16 protein-coding genes and 1 riboswitch are annotated in these 17,892 nt (G+C 63.9%); of the genes, 9 read left to right on the forward strand and 7 right to left on the reverse strand.

Annotated features, from left to right (window positions below):
- Positions 1-35: 35 nt before the first annotated feature.
- The gene (locus ACZI8R_RS10345) at positions 36-386 is read left to right on the forward strand and encodes a HesB/IscA family protein (protein WP_463379507.1); all 351 of its coding nucleotides are present in this window, start codon (positions 36-38) and stop codon (positions 384-386) included.
- 112 nt (positions 387-498) lie between these two features.
- Positions 499-1,473 carry a carbohydrate kinase family protein gene (locus ACZI8R_RS10350; protein WP_463379508.1) on the forward strand — a complete coding sequence of 325 codons (975 nt, stop codon included), beginning with the start codon at positions 499-501 and terminating at the stop codon, positions 1,471-1,473.
- Between the two features lie 60 nt (positions 1,474-1,533).
- On the opposite strand, the gene asnB is transcribed toward ACZI8R_RS10350, so the two are convergent.
- Positions 1,534-3,459: an asparagine synthase (glutamine-hydrolyzing) gene (gene asnB / locus ACZI8R_RS10355; RefSeq protein WP_463379509.1), complete on the reverse strand. Its 1,926-nt coding sequence runs from the start codon at positions 3,457-3,459 to the stop codon at positions 1,534-1,536.
- 225 nt (positions 3,460-3,684) lie between these two features.
- Between asnB and ctaC the strand changes: the two genes are divergently transcribed.
- Both ctaC and ACZI8R_RS10365 read left to right on the forward strand, forming a co-directional pair.
- Positions 3,685-4,761: an aa3-type cytochrome oxidase subunit II gene (gene ctaC / locus ACZI8R_RS10360; protein ID WP_463379510.1), complete on the forward strand. Its 1,077-nt coding sequence runs from the start codon at positions 3,685-3,687 to the stop codon at positions 4,759-4,761.
- Positions 4,762-4,801: 40 nt separating this feature from the next.
- Positions 4,802-5,218 carry a cytochrome c oxidase subunit 4 gene (locus ACZI8R_RS10365; RefSeq protein ID WP_463379511.1) on the forward strand — a complete coding sequence of 139 codons (417 nt, stop codon included), beginning with the start codon at positions 4,802-4,804 and terminating at the stop codon, positions 5,216-5,218.
- A 540-nt stretch (positions 5,219-5,758) separates the two neighbouring features.
- Here ACZI8R_RS10365 and qcrB read toward each other — a convergent pair.
- The 4 genes from qcrB to ctaE all read right to left on the reverse strand — a co-directional run bounded on the left by qcrB (position 5,759) and on the right by ctaE (position 10,098).
- Positions 5,759-7,378, reverse strand: coding sequence for a cytochrome bc1 complex cytochrome b subunit (gene qcrB / locus ACZI8R_RS10370; protein WP_463379683.1), 1,620 nt, complete (start codon positions 7,376-7,378; stop codon positions 5,759-5,761).
- Between the two features lie 53 nt (positions 7,379-7,431).
- On the reverse strand, positions 7,432-8,574 hold the full coding sequence (gene qcrA / locus ACZI8R_RS10375; RefSeq protein ID WP_463379512.1) for a cytochrome bc1 complex Rieske iron-sulfur subunit: 1,143 nt from the start codon (positions 8,572-8,574) through the stop codon (positions 7,432-7,434).
- Positions 8,571-9,422: a cytochrome bc1 complex diheme cytochrome c subunit gene (qcrC, locus tag ACZI8R_RS10380; protein ID WP_463379513.1), complete on the reverse strand. Its 852-nt coding sequence runs from the start codon at positions 9,420-9,422 to the stop codon at positions 8,571-8,573. Before qcrC ends, qcrA begins: the two co-directional genes overlap by 4 nt.
- Before the next feature lie 64 nt (positions 9,423-9,486).
- On the reverse strand, positions 9,487-10,098 hold the full coding sequence (gene ctaE, locus ACZI8R_RS10385; protein ID WP_463379514.1) for an aa3-type cytochrome oxidase subunit III: 612 nt from the start codon (positions 10,096-10,098) through the stop codon (positions 9,487-9,489).
- Between the two features lie 126 nt (positions 10,099-10,224).
- Here ctaE and ACZI8R_RS10390 point away from each other — a divergent pair, with 126 nt between their 5' ends.
- Both ACZI8R_RS10390 and trpD read left to right on the forward strand, forming a co-directional pair.
- Positions 10,225-10,689, forward strand: coding sequence for a hypothetical protein (locus tag ACZI8R_RS10390; protein WP_463379515.1), 465 nt, complete (start codon positions 10,225-10,227; stop codon positions 10,687-10,689).
- A gap of 66 nt (positions 10,690-10,755) precedes the next feature.
- Positions 10,756-11,829 (forward strand): anthranilate phosphoribosyltransferase, encoded by a 1,074-nt coding sequence (gene trpD, locus ACZI8R_RS10395; protein WP_463379516.1) that lies wholly within the window; start codon positions 10,756-10,758, stop codon positions 11,827-11,829.
- A 21-nt stretch (positions 11,830-11,850) separates the two neighbouring features.
- On the opposite strand, the gene ACZI8R_RS10400 is transcribed toward trpD, so the two are convergent.
- Together ACZI8R_RS10400 and ACZI8R_RS10405 are read right to left on the reverse strand one after the other, a co-directional pair.
- Positions 11,851-12,126, reverse strand: coding sequence for an Lrp/AsnC family transcriptional regulator (locus ACZI8R_RS10400; RefSeq protein WP_463379517.1), 276 nt, complete (start codon positions 12,124-12,126; stop codon positions 11,851-11,853).
- Positions 12,127-12,181: 55 nt separating this feature from the next.
- Complete coding sequence (locus tag ACZI8R_RS10405) at positions 12,182-13,933, reverse strand: DEDD exonuclease domain-containing protein (RefSeq protein WP_463379518.1); 1,752 nt, start codon at positions 13,931-13,933, stop codon at positions 12,182-12,184.
- A gap of 463 nt (positions 13,934-14,396) precedes the next feature.
- A riboswitch (cyclic di-AMP (ydaO/yuaA leader) is annotated at positions 14,397-14,565 on the forward strand.
- A gap of 13 nt (positions 14,566-14,578) precedes the next feature.
- Here ACZI8R_RS10405 and ACZI8R_RS10410 point away from each other — a divergent pair.
- The 3 genes from ACZI8R_RS10410 to ACZI8R_RS10420 all read left to right on the forward strand — a co-directional run bounded on the left by ACZI8R_RS10410 (position 14,579) and on the right by ACZI8R_RS10420 (position 17,892).
- Positions 14,579-15,130: a C40 family peptidase gene (locus ACZI8R_RS10410; protein WP_463379519.1), complete on the forward strand. Its 552-nt coding sequence runs from the start codon at positions 14,579-14,581 to the stop codon at positions 15,128-15,130.
- A 282-nt stretch (positions 15,131-15,412) separates the two neighbouring features.
- A complete protein-coding gene (locus ACZI8R_RS10415; protein WP_463379520.1) occupies positions 15,413-16,474 on the forward strand; it encodes a C40 family peptidase in 1,062 nt (353 codons plus the stop codon).
- Between the two features lie 74 nt (positions 16,475-16,548).
- The gene (locus tag ACZI8R_RS10420; RefSeq protein WP_463379521.1) at positions 16,549-17,892 is read left to right on the forward strand and encodes a peptidase MA family metallohydrolase; all 1,344 of its coding nucleotides are present in this window, start codon (positions 16,549-16,551) and stop codon (positions 17,890-17,892) included.

Here is a 17,892-nt window from a genome sequence, read left to right on the forward strand (position 1 = left end):
AGCGTTCACGGGTCGACGAATTACAGGGAGAGCCCATGACTGTGCAGAACGAGACCGCCGTCCACGGCGTCAAGATGACCGAGGCAGCGTCCTCGAAGGCGAAGGCATTGCTCGACCAGGAAGGCCGCGACGATCTCGCACTGCGGATCGCCGTGCAGCCGGGCGGCTGTGCCGGCCTGCGCTACCAGCTCTTCTTCGACGACCGCAACCTCGACGGCGACCTGATCGTCGACTTCGACGGTGTCAGCCTCGCGGTCGACCGTATGAGTGCCCCGTACGTCGAGGGCGCCGCTATCGACTTCGTCGACACCATCGAGAAGCAGGGTTTCACGATTGACAACCCCCAGGCCACGGGTTCGTGCGCCTGCGGTGACTCGTTCAACTGAGTCCGCTCGCTCGATCGAGCCGAGACACGGGGCCACAGGGCTTCGCGTCTCGGCTTTTTCGTGCTCTGTACGGTGAGAATTCTCTGTACACCTCCTTGAAAGGCATTCACCCGTGACCATTGCGGTATCCGGTTCCATTGCCACCGACCACTTGATGCGATTCCCCGGCCGCTTCGCCGAGCAGTTGCTCGCTGATCAGCTCAGTCACGTTTCGCTCAGCTTCCTCGTCGACGATCTCGTCGTTCGCCGTGGCGGCGTCGGCGGCAACATCGCATACGCGATGGGAGTCCTCGGAGGTTCACCCGTTCTGGTCGGTGCCGTCGGTGCCGATTTCGCCGACTACCGTCAGTGGCTCGAGTCCAACGGCGTCGACTGCGGTGGTGTCCGGACGTCCACGAGCGCGCACACGGCACGATTCGTCTGCACCACCGACGAGGACATGGCTCAGATCGCGTCGTTCTACCCGGGTGCGATGAGCGAGGCCCGTGACATCACGCTGGCAGACGTGGCGAGTGCCACCGGAACGCCGGAGCTCGTGCTGATCGGCGCCAACGACCCCGAAGCGATGATCCTTCACACCGACGAATGCCGTCGGTCGAACCTCCCGTTCGCTGCCGATCCGTCGCAGCAGCTCGCGCGCTTGGACGGAGACCAGGCGAAGACGCTCATCGACGGTGCGGAGTACCTCTTCACGAACGAGTACGAGTGGGGTCTGCTCCAGCAGAAGACGGGGCTGACCGAGGAAGAGATCAGGGGTCGGGTGAAGGTGCGAATCACCACCCTCGGTGCAAAGGGTGTCGAGATCGTCGACGCGAACGGTGACGTCACCCGAGTCGGTGTCGTCCCGGAGAACGGAAAGGTGGATCCCACGGGTGTCGGCGACGGTTTCCGGGCCGGTTTCCTTCTCGCTCACCTCGGTGGGCTCGGTTTCGAGCGTGCGGCACAGCTCGGTTCACTCGTGGCGGTCCTCGTACTGGAGACGGTCGGAACGCAGGAGTGGACTTTCGATCGTGACGAGGCGCTGAAGCGTCTCGGTGATGCGTACGGCAGCACGGCAGCCGACGAGATCGCTGCCGTCCTGCCCTAGGCGGCTCCGCCGCCTGTGAGTGGTCGACGAGTCTGTGGACTCGTCAACCACTCACAGGGGTCAGAGGGAAACCGGGTAGGCCGGCTCGGAGATCTCCGGCACGATGCGCTTCTCGACGAAGATTCCGTGCCACACCATGAACGTCAGGATCGTCCACAGTCTGCGGCTGTGATCCGACGCGCCGTCGCGGTGGTCGTTGAGCATCTTCGTTACTGCGGTTTTGTCGAACAGATGATCCGTCTCCGAATCCGCGATCTGCTGGTGAGCCCAGTCGAACAGTTCCGTCCCTCGCAGCCAATGGCGGAGGGGGACCGGGAAGCCCAGCTTCGCGCGGTGCAGAACATGCGGCGGCACGATTCCTTCGAGTGACTGCCGCAGCGCGTACTTCGTGGTGTGCTTCGTGATCTTCTGTTCGAGAGGCACCTGGGACGCCACTTCGAACACCTCGGGATCGAGGAACGGAACGCGAAGCTCGAGCGAGTTGGCCATCGTCATCTTGTCGGCCTTGACGAGGATGTCACCTCGCAGCCACGTGAAGAGGTCCAGGTGCTGCATCCTGGCCACCGGATCCCAACCCTGCGAGCGCGCGTAGATCGGCGCTGTCACGTCCTGGTGCGTCCAATTCGGACGGAAGTCACGCAAGACCGAACGCAATTGCGCGTCGCTGAAGCTGCGGGCATTGCCGTAATAGCGTTCTTCGAGGGGCATCGATCCTCTGTGCAGCAGGCTCTTGCCGCGGGTTCCTTCCGGGATCTTCTCCGACAACCGGCCTGCAGCCTTGCGTAGACCACGCGGCAGACGCTCGAAGGGCTTCAAGGACAGCGGCTCGCGGTAGATGGTGTATCCACCGAACAGTTCGTCCGCACCTTCGCCGGACAGCACCACCTTGACGTGCTTGCGCGCCTCTTTCGCCACGAACCACAGCGGGACGAGGGCGGGGTCCGCGACCGGGTCGTCCAGGTACCAGACGATCTCCGGAATCGCTGCCGCGAACTCTGCCGGGCTGACGACCTTCACCACGTGCCGGGCGCCGATCGCCTCGGCGGACTCGGCTGCCACGTCGACCTCGGAGTAGCCCTCACGCTCGAACCCGGTTGTGAACGTGATCAGGTTCGGGTTGTGACGCATCGCGAGCGCAGCGATGGCTGTCGAGTCGATACCACCGGAGAGGAACGAACCGACCGTGACATCTGCCCGCATGTGCTTCGCGACGGAATCCTCGAGAGCTTCCGCGATCTCCGCGTAGCGCGCCTTCTCGGTACCGGCCGCGAACGGACGCACCGGAAAGGTGGGTTCGAAGTATCGGGTGATGACAGGAGCCTCGCCCGGGCGGACGCGAGCACTGCATCCTGATTCGAGGCGCCGAATGTGCTTGTGAAGCGATTCGGGTTCGGGTACGTACTGCAGCACGGTGTAGTGCTCGAGAGCGCGCGGATCGAGTTCGAGTCCGATACCGATCAGGTCCGCGAGTTCGAGCAGGCTCTTCTTCTCGCTACCGAAGGCGGTGCCACCGGTTCCGGTGGCCAGGAAGAGGGGCTTGATTCCGAACGGATCGCGGGCGAGGAACAGTTCGCGTTCCTGTGTGTCCCAGATCGCGAAGGCAAACATTCCGCGAAGACGCCGCACTGCGTCCTCGCCCCAGTAATGGAACGCGGCGACGATTGACTCGCTGTCGCCCTCGGTGTGGAACTGTGCACCGAATTGTTCCGTCAGCTCGGTCCGGATCTCGAGGTAGTTGTAGATCTCGCCGTTGAACGTCAGGGCGTACCGGTCCGGTGCCTCCGGAGGGCCCCAGCGGAGGGGCTGATGTGAATGTTCGATATCGATGATCGACAACCGGTTGAAGCCGAAGACCATGTGGTCGTCGTGCCACGTCCCGTGCTCGTCCGGTCCGCGATGACGTAGGCAGTGCATTGCCTGATCGACCTGCGAAACGGCGTTGTCGCTGGTCTCGTCGGAGGTCAGTAGCCCGAGCAGTCCGCACACAGCGTCCGGTACCTCGTTTCAGAATTGGGATAACACTCCACCGAGTGGAGAGGACAGAGAACTCTCCCGAAAGTATGCCGCAGAAGATCCGAGGCGCCTGCTCGGGCACGCGACGACACGAGTGTGACCCTGAGAGTGGACGGTGCCCGGCTTTGGTCTACGCTGCGTAGTAATTGGGCCTTCCTTTCGGGTGTGCCCTGATGGAATCTGTGCGATCAGGAAGGCGTGAACGTGGCGCAAGGTCGGATCCTTCGGCGGGCAGGGTTGGCAGTATCTCTAGGCATCGCTGCCTTGCTGCTGTCGGGTTGCTCAATCGACAACCAAGTGCTGCGTTTCGGGTGGCCCTCGGGCATCACCCCGCAGGCGCACCGCATGCGTGAGCTGTGGACATGGTCGGTCATCGCGGCACTCGCGATGGGCGTTCTCGTCTGGGGCCTCATCTTCTGGACTATCCTCTTCCACCGCAAGAAGAAGAACTCGCCGGAGTTCCCCAGGCAGACGGCATACAACGTGCCGCTGGAGCTGGCGTACACCGCCGTGCCGTTCCTGATCATCGCGGTTCTCTTCTACTTCACGGTCGTCGTGCAGAACCACGTGCTCGAGAAGGACGACAACCCGAACGTCGTCGTGGATGTCACGGCATACCAGTGGAACTGGAAGTTCGGCTACCGCACCATCGACCTCCGCGACGGCGAACCGAAGTACGACGGTGTCGACCAAGAGGCAGAGGCTGCAGTGCAGTCCAAGGTCGTTCCCGAAGGCGAGTCGGCCGAGCACGGCGAGGGCCACGCCAAGCCGGGTGCAATCCACGGCAAGGATCCGCAGGATCTGTCCTACCTGCACTACGACAAGATCGAGACTGTCGGCAGCAGCCAGGAGATTCCGATCCTCGTTCTCCCGACCGGTAAGAGCATCCAGTTCGAGCTTGCATCTTCCGACGTCATCCACGCGTTCTGGGTCCCCGAGTTCTTGTTCAAGCGGGACGTGAACCCGAACCCGAAGGAAAACCATTCGGACAACGTCTTCCAGATCAGTGAGATCGAGAAGGAAGGCGCGTTCGTGGGCCGCTGCGCAGAAATGTGCGGCACCTTCCACGCGATGATGAACTTCGAGATTCGCGCGGTGAGTCCGGAGAAGTTCGATCAGTACATCGATCTCCGCAAGCCGGCCGAAGAAGGCGGACGCGGACTCACGACCGCCCAGGCGCTCGGAGAGATCGGTGAGACCCCGGTCGCCACTTCCACGACGCCGTTCAACACAGACCGCGAATATCGTCAGGCAACGGTTGCCGAGGGCAACTGAACCGGCTGTCGATTACCACTGACCAAGGACAAGTGCTGATATGAAGATCGAAGCCAAGCTCTTCGAGATCCTGACGGTGTTCTTCATTCTCGTCGCGATCGTGTACGGCGTGTTCACCGCGCTCTCGCGCACCGGCATCGAATGGGCGGGCCTGACCGCAATTTGCCTCTCCGCAGGGCTGACGCTGATCGTAGGAACGTACTTCCGGTTCGTCGCGCGTCGTCTCGATACCCGTCCCGAGGACTACGAGGACGCCGAGATCGCGGACGGTACAGGCGACCTGGGATTCTTCAGCCCCGGAAGCTTCTGGCCGATTCTGCTGGCCGCAGCTGTCGGGCTGACCGCCGTCGCACTGGCCTTCTTCCAGCCCTGGCTTATCGCAGGCGCCGGTGTCGCCGTCATCGCCGCTACAGCAGGTCTGGTCTTCGAGTACTACGTCGGGCCCGAGAAGCACTAGTTTCTTCCGGCACGGACGCACAGAGAGGCGCCGAATCCCATCTGGGTTTCGGCGCCTCTCTTCTGTGTGGAGGCAGTTGTAGGTGATTCCCGGGCCGGGCCCCGACGAATGTCACACCGGTGTTCGTGGGTTGAACGCGTGTGACATTGGTCGGGTGGGTGGTCTGTCTGTGTGGCGTTCTGGGGCAGGTGTGCGGTCGGCCTCGACCAGTTGTCCGATGGTTGGGTGTCGGGTCCGCCTGCCCCTGACGAATGTCACACCGGTGTTCGTGGGTTGAACGCGTGTGACATTGGTCAGGTGGCCGTCGGTGCTCGCATCGCTGTCGGCACCGATAGCGTGATCCATGTTTGGAAATGCACCCTGCGGTGCGCGTTCCCCTGTCGAATGTCACACCGGTGGTCGTGGGTTGAACCTGTGTGACATTGGTCGGAGGGGGAGGGGAGCACATCCGGAGTCGACTGATTCTCGGATGGATGCAGCACAACGACGGGGCCCCGAACCGAATGGTTCGGGGCCCCGTCGTTGTCTGTCTCAGGCGAACTAGTGCGACTCTCCGTTCGAGCTGTCGCCATTGCTGGTCGAGCCGTTTCCGTGTGCACGGTCCTGGTACTCGGTCAGCATCTTCAACTGTTCGTGCTCGCCTTCGTGGTGTGCAGCCTCGAGTGCTGCGCTCTCCTCGGCCGGGTCGGCCTTCACGAGGCTGCCGGAACCGGGCTTGCCGGCCGAACCGAGCTTGTTCATCTTCTTCGGCACGGCCGCACCCTGGTAGGCGAGCGGGATCGCGTGACCGTGATCGTCCACCCCTCCGAGGGGCTGGTGGATCTCGATGTACTGGCCGTTCGGCATCCGCTTGATGACGCCCGTCTCGATGCCGTGCTCGAGTACTGCACGGTCGCTGCGCTGGAGACCCAGGCAGAAGCGGTACGTCACGAAGTACGCGATCGGAGGCAGGAGCACCATGCCGATGCGACCGATCCACGTCATGGCGTTCAGGGAGATGTGGAAGTGGTACGCGATGATGTCGTTGATGCACGACAGCGTGAGGACCACGTAGAACGCGATGGCCATCGCACCGATCGCCGAACGGACCGGAACGTCACGCGGACGCTGCAGCAAGTTGTGGTGTGCATCGTCCTTGGTGAGACGTTTCTCGATCCACGGGTAGGCGATCAGAACCGTGAACACCAGACCCATGATCAGCGCAACGGCGAACACTGCAGGGATCGTGTATCGGTCGAACAGATAGATCTCCCACGCGGGCCACAGACGTGCCATGCCGTCCGTCCACATCATGTAGATGTCGGGCTGAGAGCCGGCCGAGACCTGAGATGGGTTGTACGGACCGATGTTCCAGACCGGGTTGATCTGTAGAACGCCGCCCATGATTGCGAGCACGCCGAAGGTCACGGCGAAGAACGCGCCCGACTTGACGGCGAACACCGGAAGGATGCGAACGCCGACGACGTTGTTCTCCGTGCGACCGGGGCCGGGGAACTGAGTGTGCTTCTGGTACCAGACCAGCGCCAGGTGACCTGCAATAAGGGCGAGAATGATGCCCGGGAGAAGCAGGACGTGAGCGACGTACAGGCGCGGAATGATGAGCTGACCCGGGAAGTCGCCGTCGAAGATCAACCAGTGCATCCAGGTGCCGACGATCGGGATACTCAACGTGATGCCCGAGAACGCGGCGCGGAGGCCGGTGCCGGAGAGCAGGTCGTCCGGGATCGTGTATCCGAAGAAGCCCTCGAACATCGCGAGGATCAGCAGCAGGCAGCCGATGACCCAGTTCGCTTCACGCGGGCGACGGAACGCACCGGTGAAGAAGATGCGAAGAAGGTGAACGACGATCGACGCCGCGAACATCAGAGCTGCCCAGTGGTGAATCTGCCGGACGAACAGGCCGCCGCGCACCTCGAACGAGATGTTCAGGGTGGTCTCGTATGCGCGAGACATGGTGACACCGCGGAGCGGTTCGTACGCGCCGTCGTACACCACGTGGGCGAGCGACGGGTCGAAGAACAGCGTCAGATATACACCGGAGATGAGCAGGATGACGAAGCTGTAGAGCGCGATCTCGCCCAGGAGGAAGGACCAGTGCGTCGGAAAGACCTTGTTGATCTGACGGCGCATACCTGCGGCGAGGTGGTAGCGCGAGTCCATCGCTTCGGCCTGGCCGGCGGCAATGGTCGCTGCTTTTGACTGCGTTGCTGTACTCACGGTCGACGCTCCCAAAATGCCGGGCCGAGTGCTTCGATGAAGTCACCGGTGGTGACAAGGAAGCCCTCTTCATTCACTGTAATAGGCAACTGCGGAAGTGCACGAGCCGCAGGACCGAAGATCGGCTTTCCGTACGTCAGCGCATCGAACTGCGACTGGTGGCACGGGCAGAGGATTCGGTTGGTCTGCTGCTCGTACAGCGACGTCGGGCAGCCGAGGTGGGTGCAGATCTTCGAGTAGGCGAAGTAGTCGCCGTAGTTGAAGCTCTCCTGGCCCTTACGCTTGACGACCTTGGCGGTGTCCTCGGTACGCAGGCGGATCAACATGACCGCATTGCGGATGCCGCGGAGCGATTCGAGAAGTGCGTGCTCGTCGCCACGATCGGACTCGCGGAACGGGAACACCGTCTCCATGGAACCGGCGTCGAGATCTTCCGGACGAACCAGAACGACATCGTTGGGACGACCGGTGTCGCGGCGAATGTAGATCGTCTCGCCCTCGTAGCGAGGAGTCCACCCGGACACCCACAGGGGCGAGTCGTCACCCTTCGACCACGGGTTCTTGATGAGACCACCGAGCGGCATGATCATGCCGAGGCCCAATGCGCCACCACCGAAGATCAGACCGCGCTTGATGATCTTGCGACGGCCGAGCGTGGACGTTTCGAGCGAGTCACCGAGTTCGGCGACGATCGTCTTGCGGTCGGTCTCGGCAGATCCGCCGTCGTGGCGATCCTGGATCGACACCTCTTCGGGGATGAACTTCTTGGTGAAGAGCACCGCGCCGACGCCGACACCGAGGATCGACAGACCGAGGGTGAGGCCGATCAGCGGGGTATAGAGGCTGTATGCGCCGTAAGTCTCCTCGCCCTGACCGGCGTACTCCCACGGCCAGAAGAGGTAGATGGCGATGAACGCGAGAGCGGACAAGCCCGCGATACCGAACCAGATTGCGACCGCACGCTCGGCGCGCTTCTCCGCCTTGGTTCCCTCGACCGCCCAACGATGCCGACGATAGGCAACGTCGACTCCGTCGAGGTTGGTGCCCAGCTCGACCAGTTCGTCACGGCTGAGCTGCTCGAGCTCCTCGTCCGTGTACTTCTTCGGCGTCGCGCCGCCCGAATGGCCAGCGTCGCTCATGACCTTGCTCCGATCCACAATGCTGCACCGACGACAGCGACGATTCCGATGACCCACATGGTCAGACCCTCGGATGCGGGGCCGAGGCCACCGAGTCCGTAGCCGCCGGGGTTCTTGCTCTCACCGGAGGACTTGATGTAAGCGATGATGTCCTTCTTCTCCTCCATCGTCAGCTGACGATCGGAGAACTTGGGCATGTTCTGCGGGCCCGTGACCATTGCCGCGTAGATCTGCTGCTCGTTGGCGGGGTCGAGGACCGGCGCGTACTTACCGGAGGACAGCGCGCCGCCGCGACCGGTGAAGTTGTGGCAGGACGCGCAGTTGAGGCGGAACAGCTCACTGCCTCGTCCGACGTCGCCGCCCCTCAACGAGGACTGTGCGATCTCGCCGTTCTCGTCCCGGATGACAGTGGCGCCGCCACCGTTCGCCTGAACGTAGGCGCCGATCGCGTCCGTCTGCTCGGCGTTGAACTTCGTGGGCTTGCGCTCTGCCTGGGCTTCGTTACGCGCGGCAGGCATGCGGCCCGACGACACCTGGAAGTAGACGGCGGCTTCACCGACGCCGATCAAGCTGGGGCCGCGATCCTGCACACCCTGAAGGTTGGCGCCGTGGCACGTCACGCACGAGGTGTCGTACAACTGCTTGCCCTCACGGATCAGGGCCGCCTGATCGTCGGTCGCGGTTGCGACCTGGGGTGCCGGCGTCAGGGCAGACGCGAGGAATCCGGCGCTGACCAGTCCCATCATCAGGACCAAAGCGCCGGTGACGCGCCTGCGGAGCTTCCGCTGACGTCGCGCTCTACGCGCGGACGCTGTGGATTCGGATGCGGGAGGTGGGGATGAGCTCATCTGTATCCCTTTGGTATGTCGGGACGGACTGGACGATCAGGGGCTGCCTGGGGCGTTCAGCTGATCAACGGATGAAATAGATGGTGGCGAACAGTGCGATCCACACGATGTCGACGAAGTGCCAGTAGTACGAGACGACGATGGCTGCGGTCGCCTGCGCCGGAGTGAACTTGCCGACCTTGGTGCGGAAAATGAGGAATACGAATGCGACGAGACCACCGATGACGTGCATGCCGTGGAAGCCCGTGGTCATGTAGAAAACGGAGCCGTAGACGCTGCTCGAGATCGTGGTGCCGTGCTCGACGAGGTGGATGTACTCGTATGCCTGACCACAGACGAAGAACGTGCCCATGGCGAGGGTGACGAGGTACCAGCGGCGGAGGCCGAAGACATCTCCGCGTTCAGCTGCGAAGACGCCGAGCTGGCAGGTGAACGACGATGCGATCAGGACCAACGTCACCGGCACCGCGAGCCACAGATTCAATTCTGTCGGCTCCGGAGGCCAGTTCCCGTTCGCCTGCGCCCGTGCAACGAAGTACATGGCGAAGAGCCCTGCGAAGAACATGAGCTCGCTTGACAACCACACGATGGTGCCAACGCTGACCATGTTCGGTCGGTTCAGCGAGTGCACGCGTTGGGTGATTGCTGATCCTGAAGTCCCTACTGCGCTCGTCACATGAGGAAGTATGACGCTTCGTCGTAACACCCGGCCACTCGGGTCCGACATCGGCGCGTCGGCGCGACCCGTTTGCCGGGTTCCGCCGATGAATCGCCAGGTCGTGACCCATGAGAAAGTTGTCGCATGGGATCAGTCAACGAACGCAAGGGATGGCTGCGCCGATTGTTCGGCCGAACCATCGCGTCCTCTCTAGACCCTACGCGTGGCGATCTGGTCGTGGTTGTGTCCGGTTTCGACGACGTCGAGGCGTGCTCGACGACCCTCGAAAGAGGGGCCTCCGAATCGCCGAGGTGGAACCCTGAGGAGGAAGCGGTGTTGCGGCATCATCTGCAGTTGCCGGTCGAGAGTGTGGACGACGCGATCCGTATCGCCGGCCAGGACGGCTACTCGCCCCCCGAGGGACATCGGAATTCGGTTGCCGAGGCCACGGTCCTCGTTCTGCAGAGAGTTCAGGTGCTCGACGCTCTGCACTGCTCGCAGGAACGATCGCGGATGGCCGGGCTGGCTCAACGGCTCGGCGGAACAGTCGACGGCTGGGATGCGATGCAACCGGCCACCGACGACGAGGGCGTCGCCGCCGCTGGATAGGCTGCTGGGGACGAGCTACGACACCATGAGCTTTCCGAGAAGCATCACATTCGAGGGGCGGTACGCATGCAGAGCCCGACCGGCAGTCCGACCGACGTGAAGTCTCTTCAGGCGTGGCCCTCCGTTCTGGGGGCACTGACCTCCGGGCAGGACCTCTCTGCTGCGGACGCTCGATGGGCGATGGACGAGATCATGTCGGACCATGCGACGGCCGCGCAGATCGCGGCGTTCGGTGTCGCCCTGAAGATGAAGGGGGAGACCCCGGCCGAACTCGAAGGGCTGGCGGACTCGATGCTTGCGCATTCGCGCTCCGTGGAGGTCGCGGGCGATGTGGTGGACATCGTGGGTACCGGTGGCGACCGCTCCAACACCGTGAACATCTCGACGATGGCCTCCGTGGTGGTCGCGGCCGGCGGGATTCGTGTGGTCAAGCACGGGAACCGAGCGGCGTCGTCGAAGAGTGGCGGTGCGGATGTTCTCGAAGCCCTCGGTGTGCGGATCGCATTGGGGCCCGACGAAGTCGCGCGCTGCGTGAACGAGGTCGGAATCGGCTTCTGCTTCGCGCCCGTGTTTCACCCGGCCCTGCGCTTCGCTGCGGTGCCGCGCAAGGAAATCGGAATTCCCACGGTTTTCAACGTCCTGGGTCCCTTGACCAATCCGGCGTCCCCGCGGGCCGGATTGATCGGGTGTGCGTTCGAGGAGTTGGGTCCGGTGGTCGCGGGAGTGCTGGCCCGTCGCGGAAACTCGGCGCTCGTCGTTCGTGGTGACGACGGACTCGACGAATTGACGACGTCCACCACGTCCACGGTTCGCGTCGTTTCGGATGGGCAGGTCACGGACCGCACGCTGGATCCACGAGACATCGGGATCGAACGGGTCGCGCTGGACGAATTGCGTGGCGGGGACGCGGAATTGAACGCCGCAGTGGCACATCGGTTGTTCGACGGCGAGAAGGGGCCGGTTCGCGATGCGGTACTGCTCAACGCGGCCGGCGCAATCGTGGCGTTTCGCGGACTGGGCGACGCCACCCTCGAAGAGGCGTTGAGCTCCGCACTGGAGACGGCCGCAGAGGCCGTCGACAGTGGGAAAGCGGCCCGGCTGCTGGCGGACTGGGCGGCGCTCACTTCTTCACTCGGCTAGTACCGGCACCGGCCGGTCGAATCACTCTCCGAGGGAGAAGCCTGCCTCGACGTCCGCGCTCGAGTACGACTGGAAAGCGATGTGCGTCGCCGTGCGCACGACGCCGTCCACCTTGTTGATGTGCTCGGTGACGACCTGTGCTATTTCACCGTGGTCTCGCACCCGCACGATCGCGATCAGATCGATGTCGCCGGCACAGGAGTAGACCTCTTTGACCCCGGAGATGTCGGCCACGGCCTGCGCGGTTTCGGGAATCCGCTGTGCCTCTGCGTGGATCAGAACTATCGCGTTGATCATGCCGCTCCTCGTTCTCGGGTCGAATTCGGATGTGACCGAAAGCCTGCCACGGAGCCTATGTCGATGTCTCGTACTGCGTGCGGGCGGCGTCGATCCGCGTTTCGGCGGTCGCGAGCCGACACCAGGACTCCCACGAGCCGGCGCCGTGCGCGGGTTCCGAATAGCCGCTCGATGCGTGCACGATTCGGACCCCGTCGGTGTCGATCCATCTCGCGATCAGCGCCACTTCTTCGGGCGAGGCCCCGCGCAGCGGCGTGGACTCGGGCATCACGGTGGTTGCCGCGCTGACCAGTTGGTCGACGACGGGCATGGGGCTCGTGCCGCGCCTCGCCGTGCCGGCAGATGCAAGGCGTCCCGCACGGATCACGACGAACTCCCACCCACCTTCGGGGGCGGGCCGCGCAAGTACCAGCTCGTCGACCGCACAGAGAGAGGCGAGGCGTTGCATTCTGCGGAGCGCCGTGGCCACGGCCACCGCGCGGTCTCTCAGGCGGGCGGCGTTCTCGAACAGTTCGTCCGTGGCCAGCACCTCGATGCGCGCGCGCAGGTGGCGCAGCGGTGCGTCGTCCATACCTGAGAACAGTGCTCGTACTTGGTGGATCGCACTCGAATACTCGGCGGCGGTCAGTGGCTCGCCGGTCGCAGCAGGGCACGGGGTGAGTTCGCGTGGTGGGCATCGGGGGCCGTGCGGCTCGTCCGCGCGCAGTCGCGTGGTGCACGTGCGGATTCTGCAGTGTTCTGCGATGGTCTCGGCGACGTCGGCGGCATCCGCGCGTACGCGGAAGGGGCCGAGGGAATCCGAGCCGGGCATTCTGGCCACGGACAGTCTCGGGAAGGCCTCGGACGTGAGGTTGATCCACCAGCCTCTACGTGGGTACTTCGAGCGGCGGTTGTACGGGGGAGTGTGCGCGCTGATCAGGGTGAGCTCGCGAACGCCCGCTTCGAGTGAGTGGGCACACTCGACGTGATCCACGCGGGTGGCGAGGGCAACCATCTCTCTCATCCGGCCTCGTGTTTCCGATCCCGTGAAGTACGTGCGTACTCGACGCCGGAGATCGGTGGCAGTTCCCACATACAGAACCTCGTCCGAAGGGCCACGAAACAGGTACACCCCGGGCGCCCGCGGAAGGGAGTGGGCGAGATTACGTTTCGCGCGTTGCGGGGAGGTGACGTTCGGTAGGTAGTCCGTGAGTTCGGTGAGACTGTGTACCCCGAGATTGCCGACCCGCTCGATCAACGCGTGCAACACGTCGACGGTGGCGCGGGCGTCGTCGAGTGCGCGGTGCGTCGGCGTCGTACCGACGTCGAACAGTCGCGCGAGATTCGACAACTTCACCGACGGTGCCTCGTCGCGAGTGAGAACGCGGCGCGCGAGTTTGACCGTGCACAGCACCCGGAAGCGAGGCCACGGGGTGCCCGTTTCCGCGGCGGCAGCCTTGAGGAAGCCGGTATCGAAGGGGGCGTTGTGTGCAACGAGCACTGCGCCTTCGGCGAACTCGAGGAAGCTGGGCAGGACGCGCTCGATAGGGGGAGCGTCGATCACCATCGCCGTGGTGATGCCCGTGATCTCGACTATGTGCGGTGGGATGGATCGGCCGGGGGCCACGAGGGTGGCGAGTTCGCCGAGCACCTCGCCGCCCCGAATCTTCACGGCCCCGATCTCGGTGATGGCGTCCGCACCCGGCCGGCCACCGGTGGTTTCGAGGTCGACCACGACGAAGGTGGTCTCACGCAGCGGGGTGTCCAACTCGTCGAAAGCGAGTTGCTTCGCGACGGCGGGGCGGGGTGGGACTGCGGGGACGCTCACGATCGGGACCCTATGGTCCGGTACCGACATGTTTCCGGCCCGATCCGGAGCGTCTTCGGAGGCTCGGAGACGAGGATCACAGCAACGAATTCTGCGATTCCGAGCGCCGACGGTGAGCCGAGGGGATTCGCCACCGAAGGCCACGGTTCGATAACGGTTCGGGGGTGGTCGGGTGAACTGTCGAGGCCATGCTGCCCTTCCGGCAAACGCACCTTCACGTGCACTTATCGGTAGCGGTGGCACGGACGGCCGAGGGGGTGGTGGTCGTGTTTCGAAGAGAGGAGCCCGTGCGAAACAGACCGGTTGTTATCCGTCCGTTATCAACATGTCGTATTTCGCGGGTGCGAGACCGGAATCGGACAAAAGGTTCAATCTCCGCGTGTTCCGGTCGACATCGACGTATTCCGTTTCGTAACCTTCCTGAGACCTAGCGGAGTCTTGCCGATCCACACAGGAGCGGCATCGCTAGTCACCGCCTAATCGACCCTCTCGTGAGAGGGGTCGTACCGGGGACCCAAGTTTTCATCGGGGTGAATCCTGCCGGGGCACATCGAGTGTGCACCGGCGGGTAGGGCCGATCTTCCCGGCCCGAACCCGTCAGCTAACTCGGTCGGCGGACGAACGGAAGAATGGAGTACCCCCTTCGTGGCGTCACAAGTTTCCAAGCGGAATGTGCGGCGAGCAGTCGTCGCCAGCGCTCTGGCAGTCGGAGCGCTCACCGCTACTGCTGCACCCGCGGCAGCCGACCCGATCACCATCCCCGGCGTCGGAACCTTCGAGATTCCCGGCGTGGCAATTCCGCCGCTGCCCGCGCTTCCGCAGGCACCCGGCATCGCGCCCCCCGCACCGGTGCAGACCCCCGGTGATCGCGCAGTCAGCGCGGCAGAATCCAAGCTCGGCTCGCCGTACGTCTACGGCGCCTCCGGCCCCGACTCGTTCGACTGCTCCGGTTTGATCCAGTGGGCATACAAGCAGGCCGGCCTCAATCTCCCGCGCACCAGCTACGACCAGGCTTCGGCAGGAAACGCTGTGTCGCAGTCCGATCTGCGGCCCGGTGACGTCGTGTCGTTCTACGGCGGATCGCACTCCGGAATCTATGCGGGCAACGGCAACGTCATCCACGCATCGACTTCGGGACAGCCGGTCAAGCTGGCGCCGATCTCCTCGATGCCGTTCGACGGTGCTCGCCGCTACTGATTCCGTTCCGAACGGCCACCGCATCGTCGTGCGTACAGCTGACGGCATCGCACGATGGGATGCAAGGGGTAGCTCGAGTTCGTGAAGCAAAACCGATGAGGGCGGGTTCGAACGACGAGTTCGAGCCCGCCCTCATCGCGTCTACTGCCGAGTATCTACCGCCGGGTAGACACAAACGTATGCCATTCCGTAACCTGTCCGAGACCTTGTGAACTTCTGTCGTGACCGAGAGCGCAGCGCGAGGGTTCGGGTGCTTGATTGATGATCGGAGAACCGCGTCACGTGGCCTCACAGAAGATGAAGCGCGGGAGCGCATCCCTGCGCGCCGTGCTGATCGCGGGCACGTTGTCCCTGTCTCTCGTCGCGATGCCCGGTATCCCCGCAGGGGCGGATCCGGTCGTGGCCGGTCCGACCGACGCACTCGACAAGCTGACCACTCTGGCTCGCGAGTCCGAGCAGACCACCGAGGCGCTGCACAACGCGAGGATCGACCTCGAGGCGAAGGAAGCCGCGCGTGCCGAGGCCGACGGTGCCGCTGCGGTGAACCAGGGCGCCCTCGACGCCGCGAACGCTCGAATCGCACAGTTCAAACCCACCGTCGACAAATTGGCGACCGCCAACTACAACGGCGCGCGTACCAACCGCCTCTTCGCGGTGATGGTCAGTGACTCGCCACAGCAGCTTCTCGATCAGATGTCGGCACTCGACGTCATCTCCAACGACACCGCCAACCAGGTGTCGCAGTTCACCGAGGCGACCGACGAGGCCGCGGCGGCTGCAGAAGCGTCGAAGAAATCGGCCGATGCCGCACGGGTCGCAGCGGAGCAGGCCAAGGGCTTGAGTGACGATCTGCAAAAGAAGCAGGGCGACCTGAAGTCTCAGATCGCCGACGTGACCAAGGCCTTCGGAAACCTGTCGAGTGCCGAGAAGGCAGAACTCGCCGGCCGTCCGTTCCCTCCCGGTTTCGATCCCCAGACCTTGTTGGCCGGCCTCGTTCCCGGCGCCGGCTCCAGCGCTCTTCAGGCCGGATTGACTCGCGTCGGCAGTCCCTACGTGTGGGGCGCCACCGGTCCAAGCGAGTTCGACTGCTCGGGTCTGGTCGTGTGGGCCTACAAGCAGATCGGCAAGACTCTGCCGCGCTCGAGCCAGGCGCAGGCGAGTGGCGGCGTCGCAGTCTCACGCGACCAACTGCAGCCGGGTGACGTCGTGCTGTTCTACAACGACGCCTCGCATGTCGGTCTGTACGCGGGTAACGGAAATATCTTGCACGCATCCACTTTCGGCGTTCCGGTGAAGGTCGAATCGATGGCTTCGATGCCCTTCTACGCGGCGCGGCGCTACTGACACAGCGCAGTCCGGGCCGTGGACAGCGGTCACTGCCGAAAGCGATTGCCGACGATTCTCATACACTCTCCGTCGTGCATGAATCACGTGAGTCGCCGAGCGACGTCGGGAGAAGGCGTCGAGTACGGCCGTGGGAGAAGACCGCTCTGGTCGGACTCGTGGTCGCGGTGGCGGCGGTGTTGGTGTTCACAGCAGTGGACGGCCGCGAGAACGACGACGATTCCACGGTCGCAACCGAGCGCGCCGCCGCGGTGCAGCAACTCCTCGATTCGTGGAGTCGGTCGATCAGAACCGACGACACGGATGCACTGACCGGCCTCTTCGACTCTGCCGCGAAGCCGTCCTTCATTGCTTCCGAAGCTGCGCGCGCCGCCAACATGAACCAACTCGCGTTCTCGGACTGGGGTTACGAACTGGTGGCGGGTGAGGACCACGAGGTCGATTCGGATCTGGCCGCGAGTATCGGAGCCTCCGAGGTGTGGGCACCGACTGTCCGGTTGCGGTATGCGATCGACGGCGTGGATCCCGTACCTACCCGTAAGTCCGTGTCGCCCACCGTCGTGCGCAGAGGCGACACGTGGGCGCTGCTCGACGACGGAGAACCCACTCGACCGGGCACGACATGGCGAGGCCCGTGGGACTTCGCCCCGCTGACGACACGGGAGGTCGATACCGGGGGTGATCGAACCTCGATGATCGTCGGTCACCCGGACAACGAGGTGATGGTCGACCGCTTGGCGGAGGAGATCGGACCGGCAGTGGACACCATCACCGAGGTCTGGGGATCCCAATGGTCGCGCGGAGCAGTCGTGATGGTGGCCTCGTCGTCAGCCGAGTTCACATCCCTGGTCGGTGCCGATCACGACGGTGAGGGAATCGCTGCGGTTTCCGTCTCCGACGCACCGACACCCGGCGATCCGGTGGTCGGCGGTCAACGAATCGTGTTCAGTCCTGCTGCTGCCGCGCGCCTCGACGACGATGCTCGCCGCGCCATTCTGCGCCACGAACTGACCCACGTCGCGGCGCGGGCGGCCACGGTCGACGGTTCACCGATGTGGCTGCTCGAGGGATATGCCGAGTATCTCGCGCATCGCTCGACCGGCGCCCCGGGGCGCGAGATGGCGCCGACCCTTGCCGCACAGATCGATGCCGGGGATACGCCGGACGCGTTGCCCGCCAACGAAGATTTCGCCGAGCGCGGCAATCACGGTTCGCTCGCCTACGAGACGGCCTGGTCGATCAATGCATTCGTTGCAGACGAGTTCGGTGAGGAGCAACTCACCGAACTGTATCGGGCACTGGCCACCGGAAGTTCGCGCGAGGAGGACGTGGACCGGACGCTGCAGGAACAGTTGGGCGTCGACACCGAAACTTTCACGAGCCGGTGGTCCACCTGGCTGGGCAACCGGTTCGCATGA

This window comes from Rhodococcus huquni (assembly GCF_055231055.1).

What these genes read in the sequence shown, in the direction of transcription:
- ACZI8R_RS10345 (WP_463379507.1), top strand. Translation starts at nt 36, where the DNA reads ATGACTGTGCAGAACGAGACCGCCGTCCACGGCGTCAAGATGACCGAG.
- ACZI8R_RS10365 (WP_463379511.1), top strand. Translation starts at nt 4,802, where the DNA reads ATGAAGATCGAAGCCAAGCTCTTCGAGATCCTGACGGTGTTCTTCATT.
- qcrB (WP_463379683.1), bottom strand. Translation starts at nt 7,378, where the DNA reads ATGGACTCGCGCTACCACCTCGCCGCAGGTATGCGCCGTCAGATCAAC.
- qcrA (WP_463379512.1), bottom strand. Translation starts at nt 8,574, where the DNA reads ATGAGCGACGCTGGCCATTCGGGCGGCGCGACGCCGAAGAAGTACACG.
- qcrC (WP_463379513.1), bottom strand. Translation starts at nt 9,422, where the DNA reads ATGAGCTCATCCCCACCTCCCGCATCCGAATCCACAGCGTCCGCGCGT.
- ACZI8R_RS10390 (WP_463379515.1), top strand. Translation starts at nt 10,225, where the DNA reads ATGGGATCAGTCAACGAACGCAAGGGATGGCTGCGCCGATTGTTCGGC.
- trpD (WP_463379516.1), top strand. Translation starts at nt 10,756, where the DNA reads ATGCAGAGCCCGACCGGCAGTCCGACCGACGTGAAGTCTCTTCAGGCG.
- ACZI8R_RS10400 (WP_463379517.1), bottom strand. Translation starts at nt 12,126, where the DNA reads ATGATCAACGCGATAGTTCTGATCCACGCAGAGGCACAGCGGATTCCC.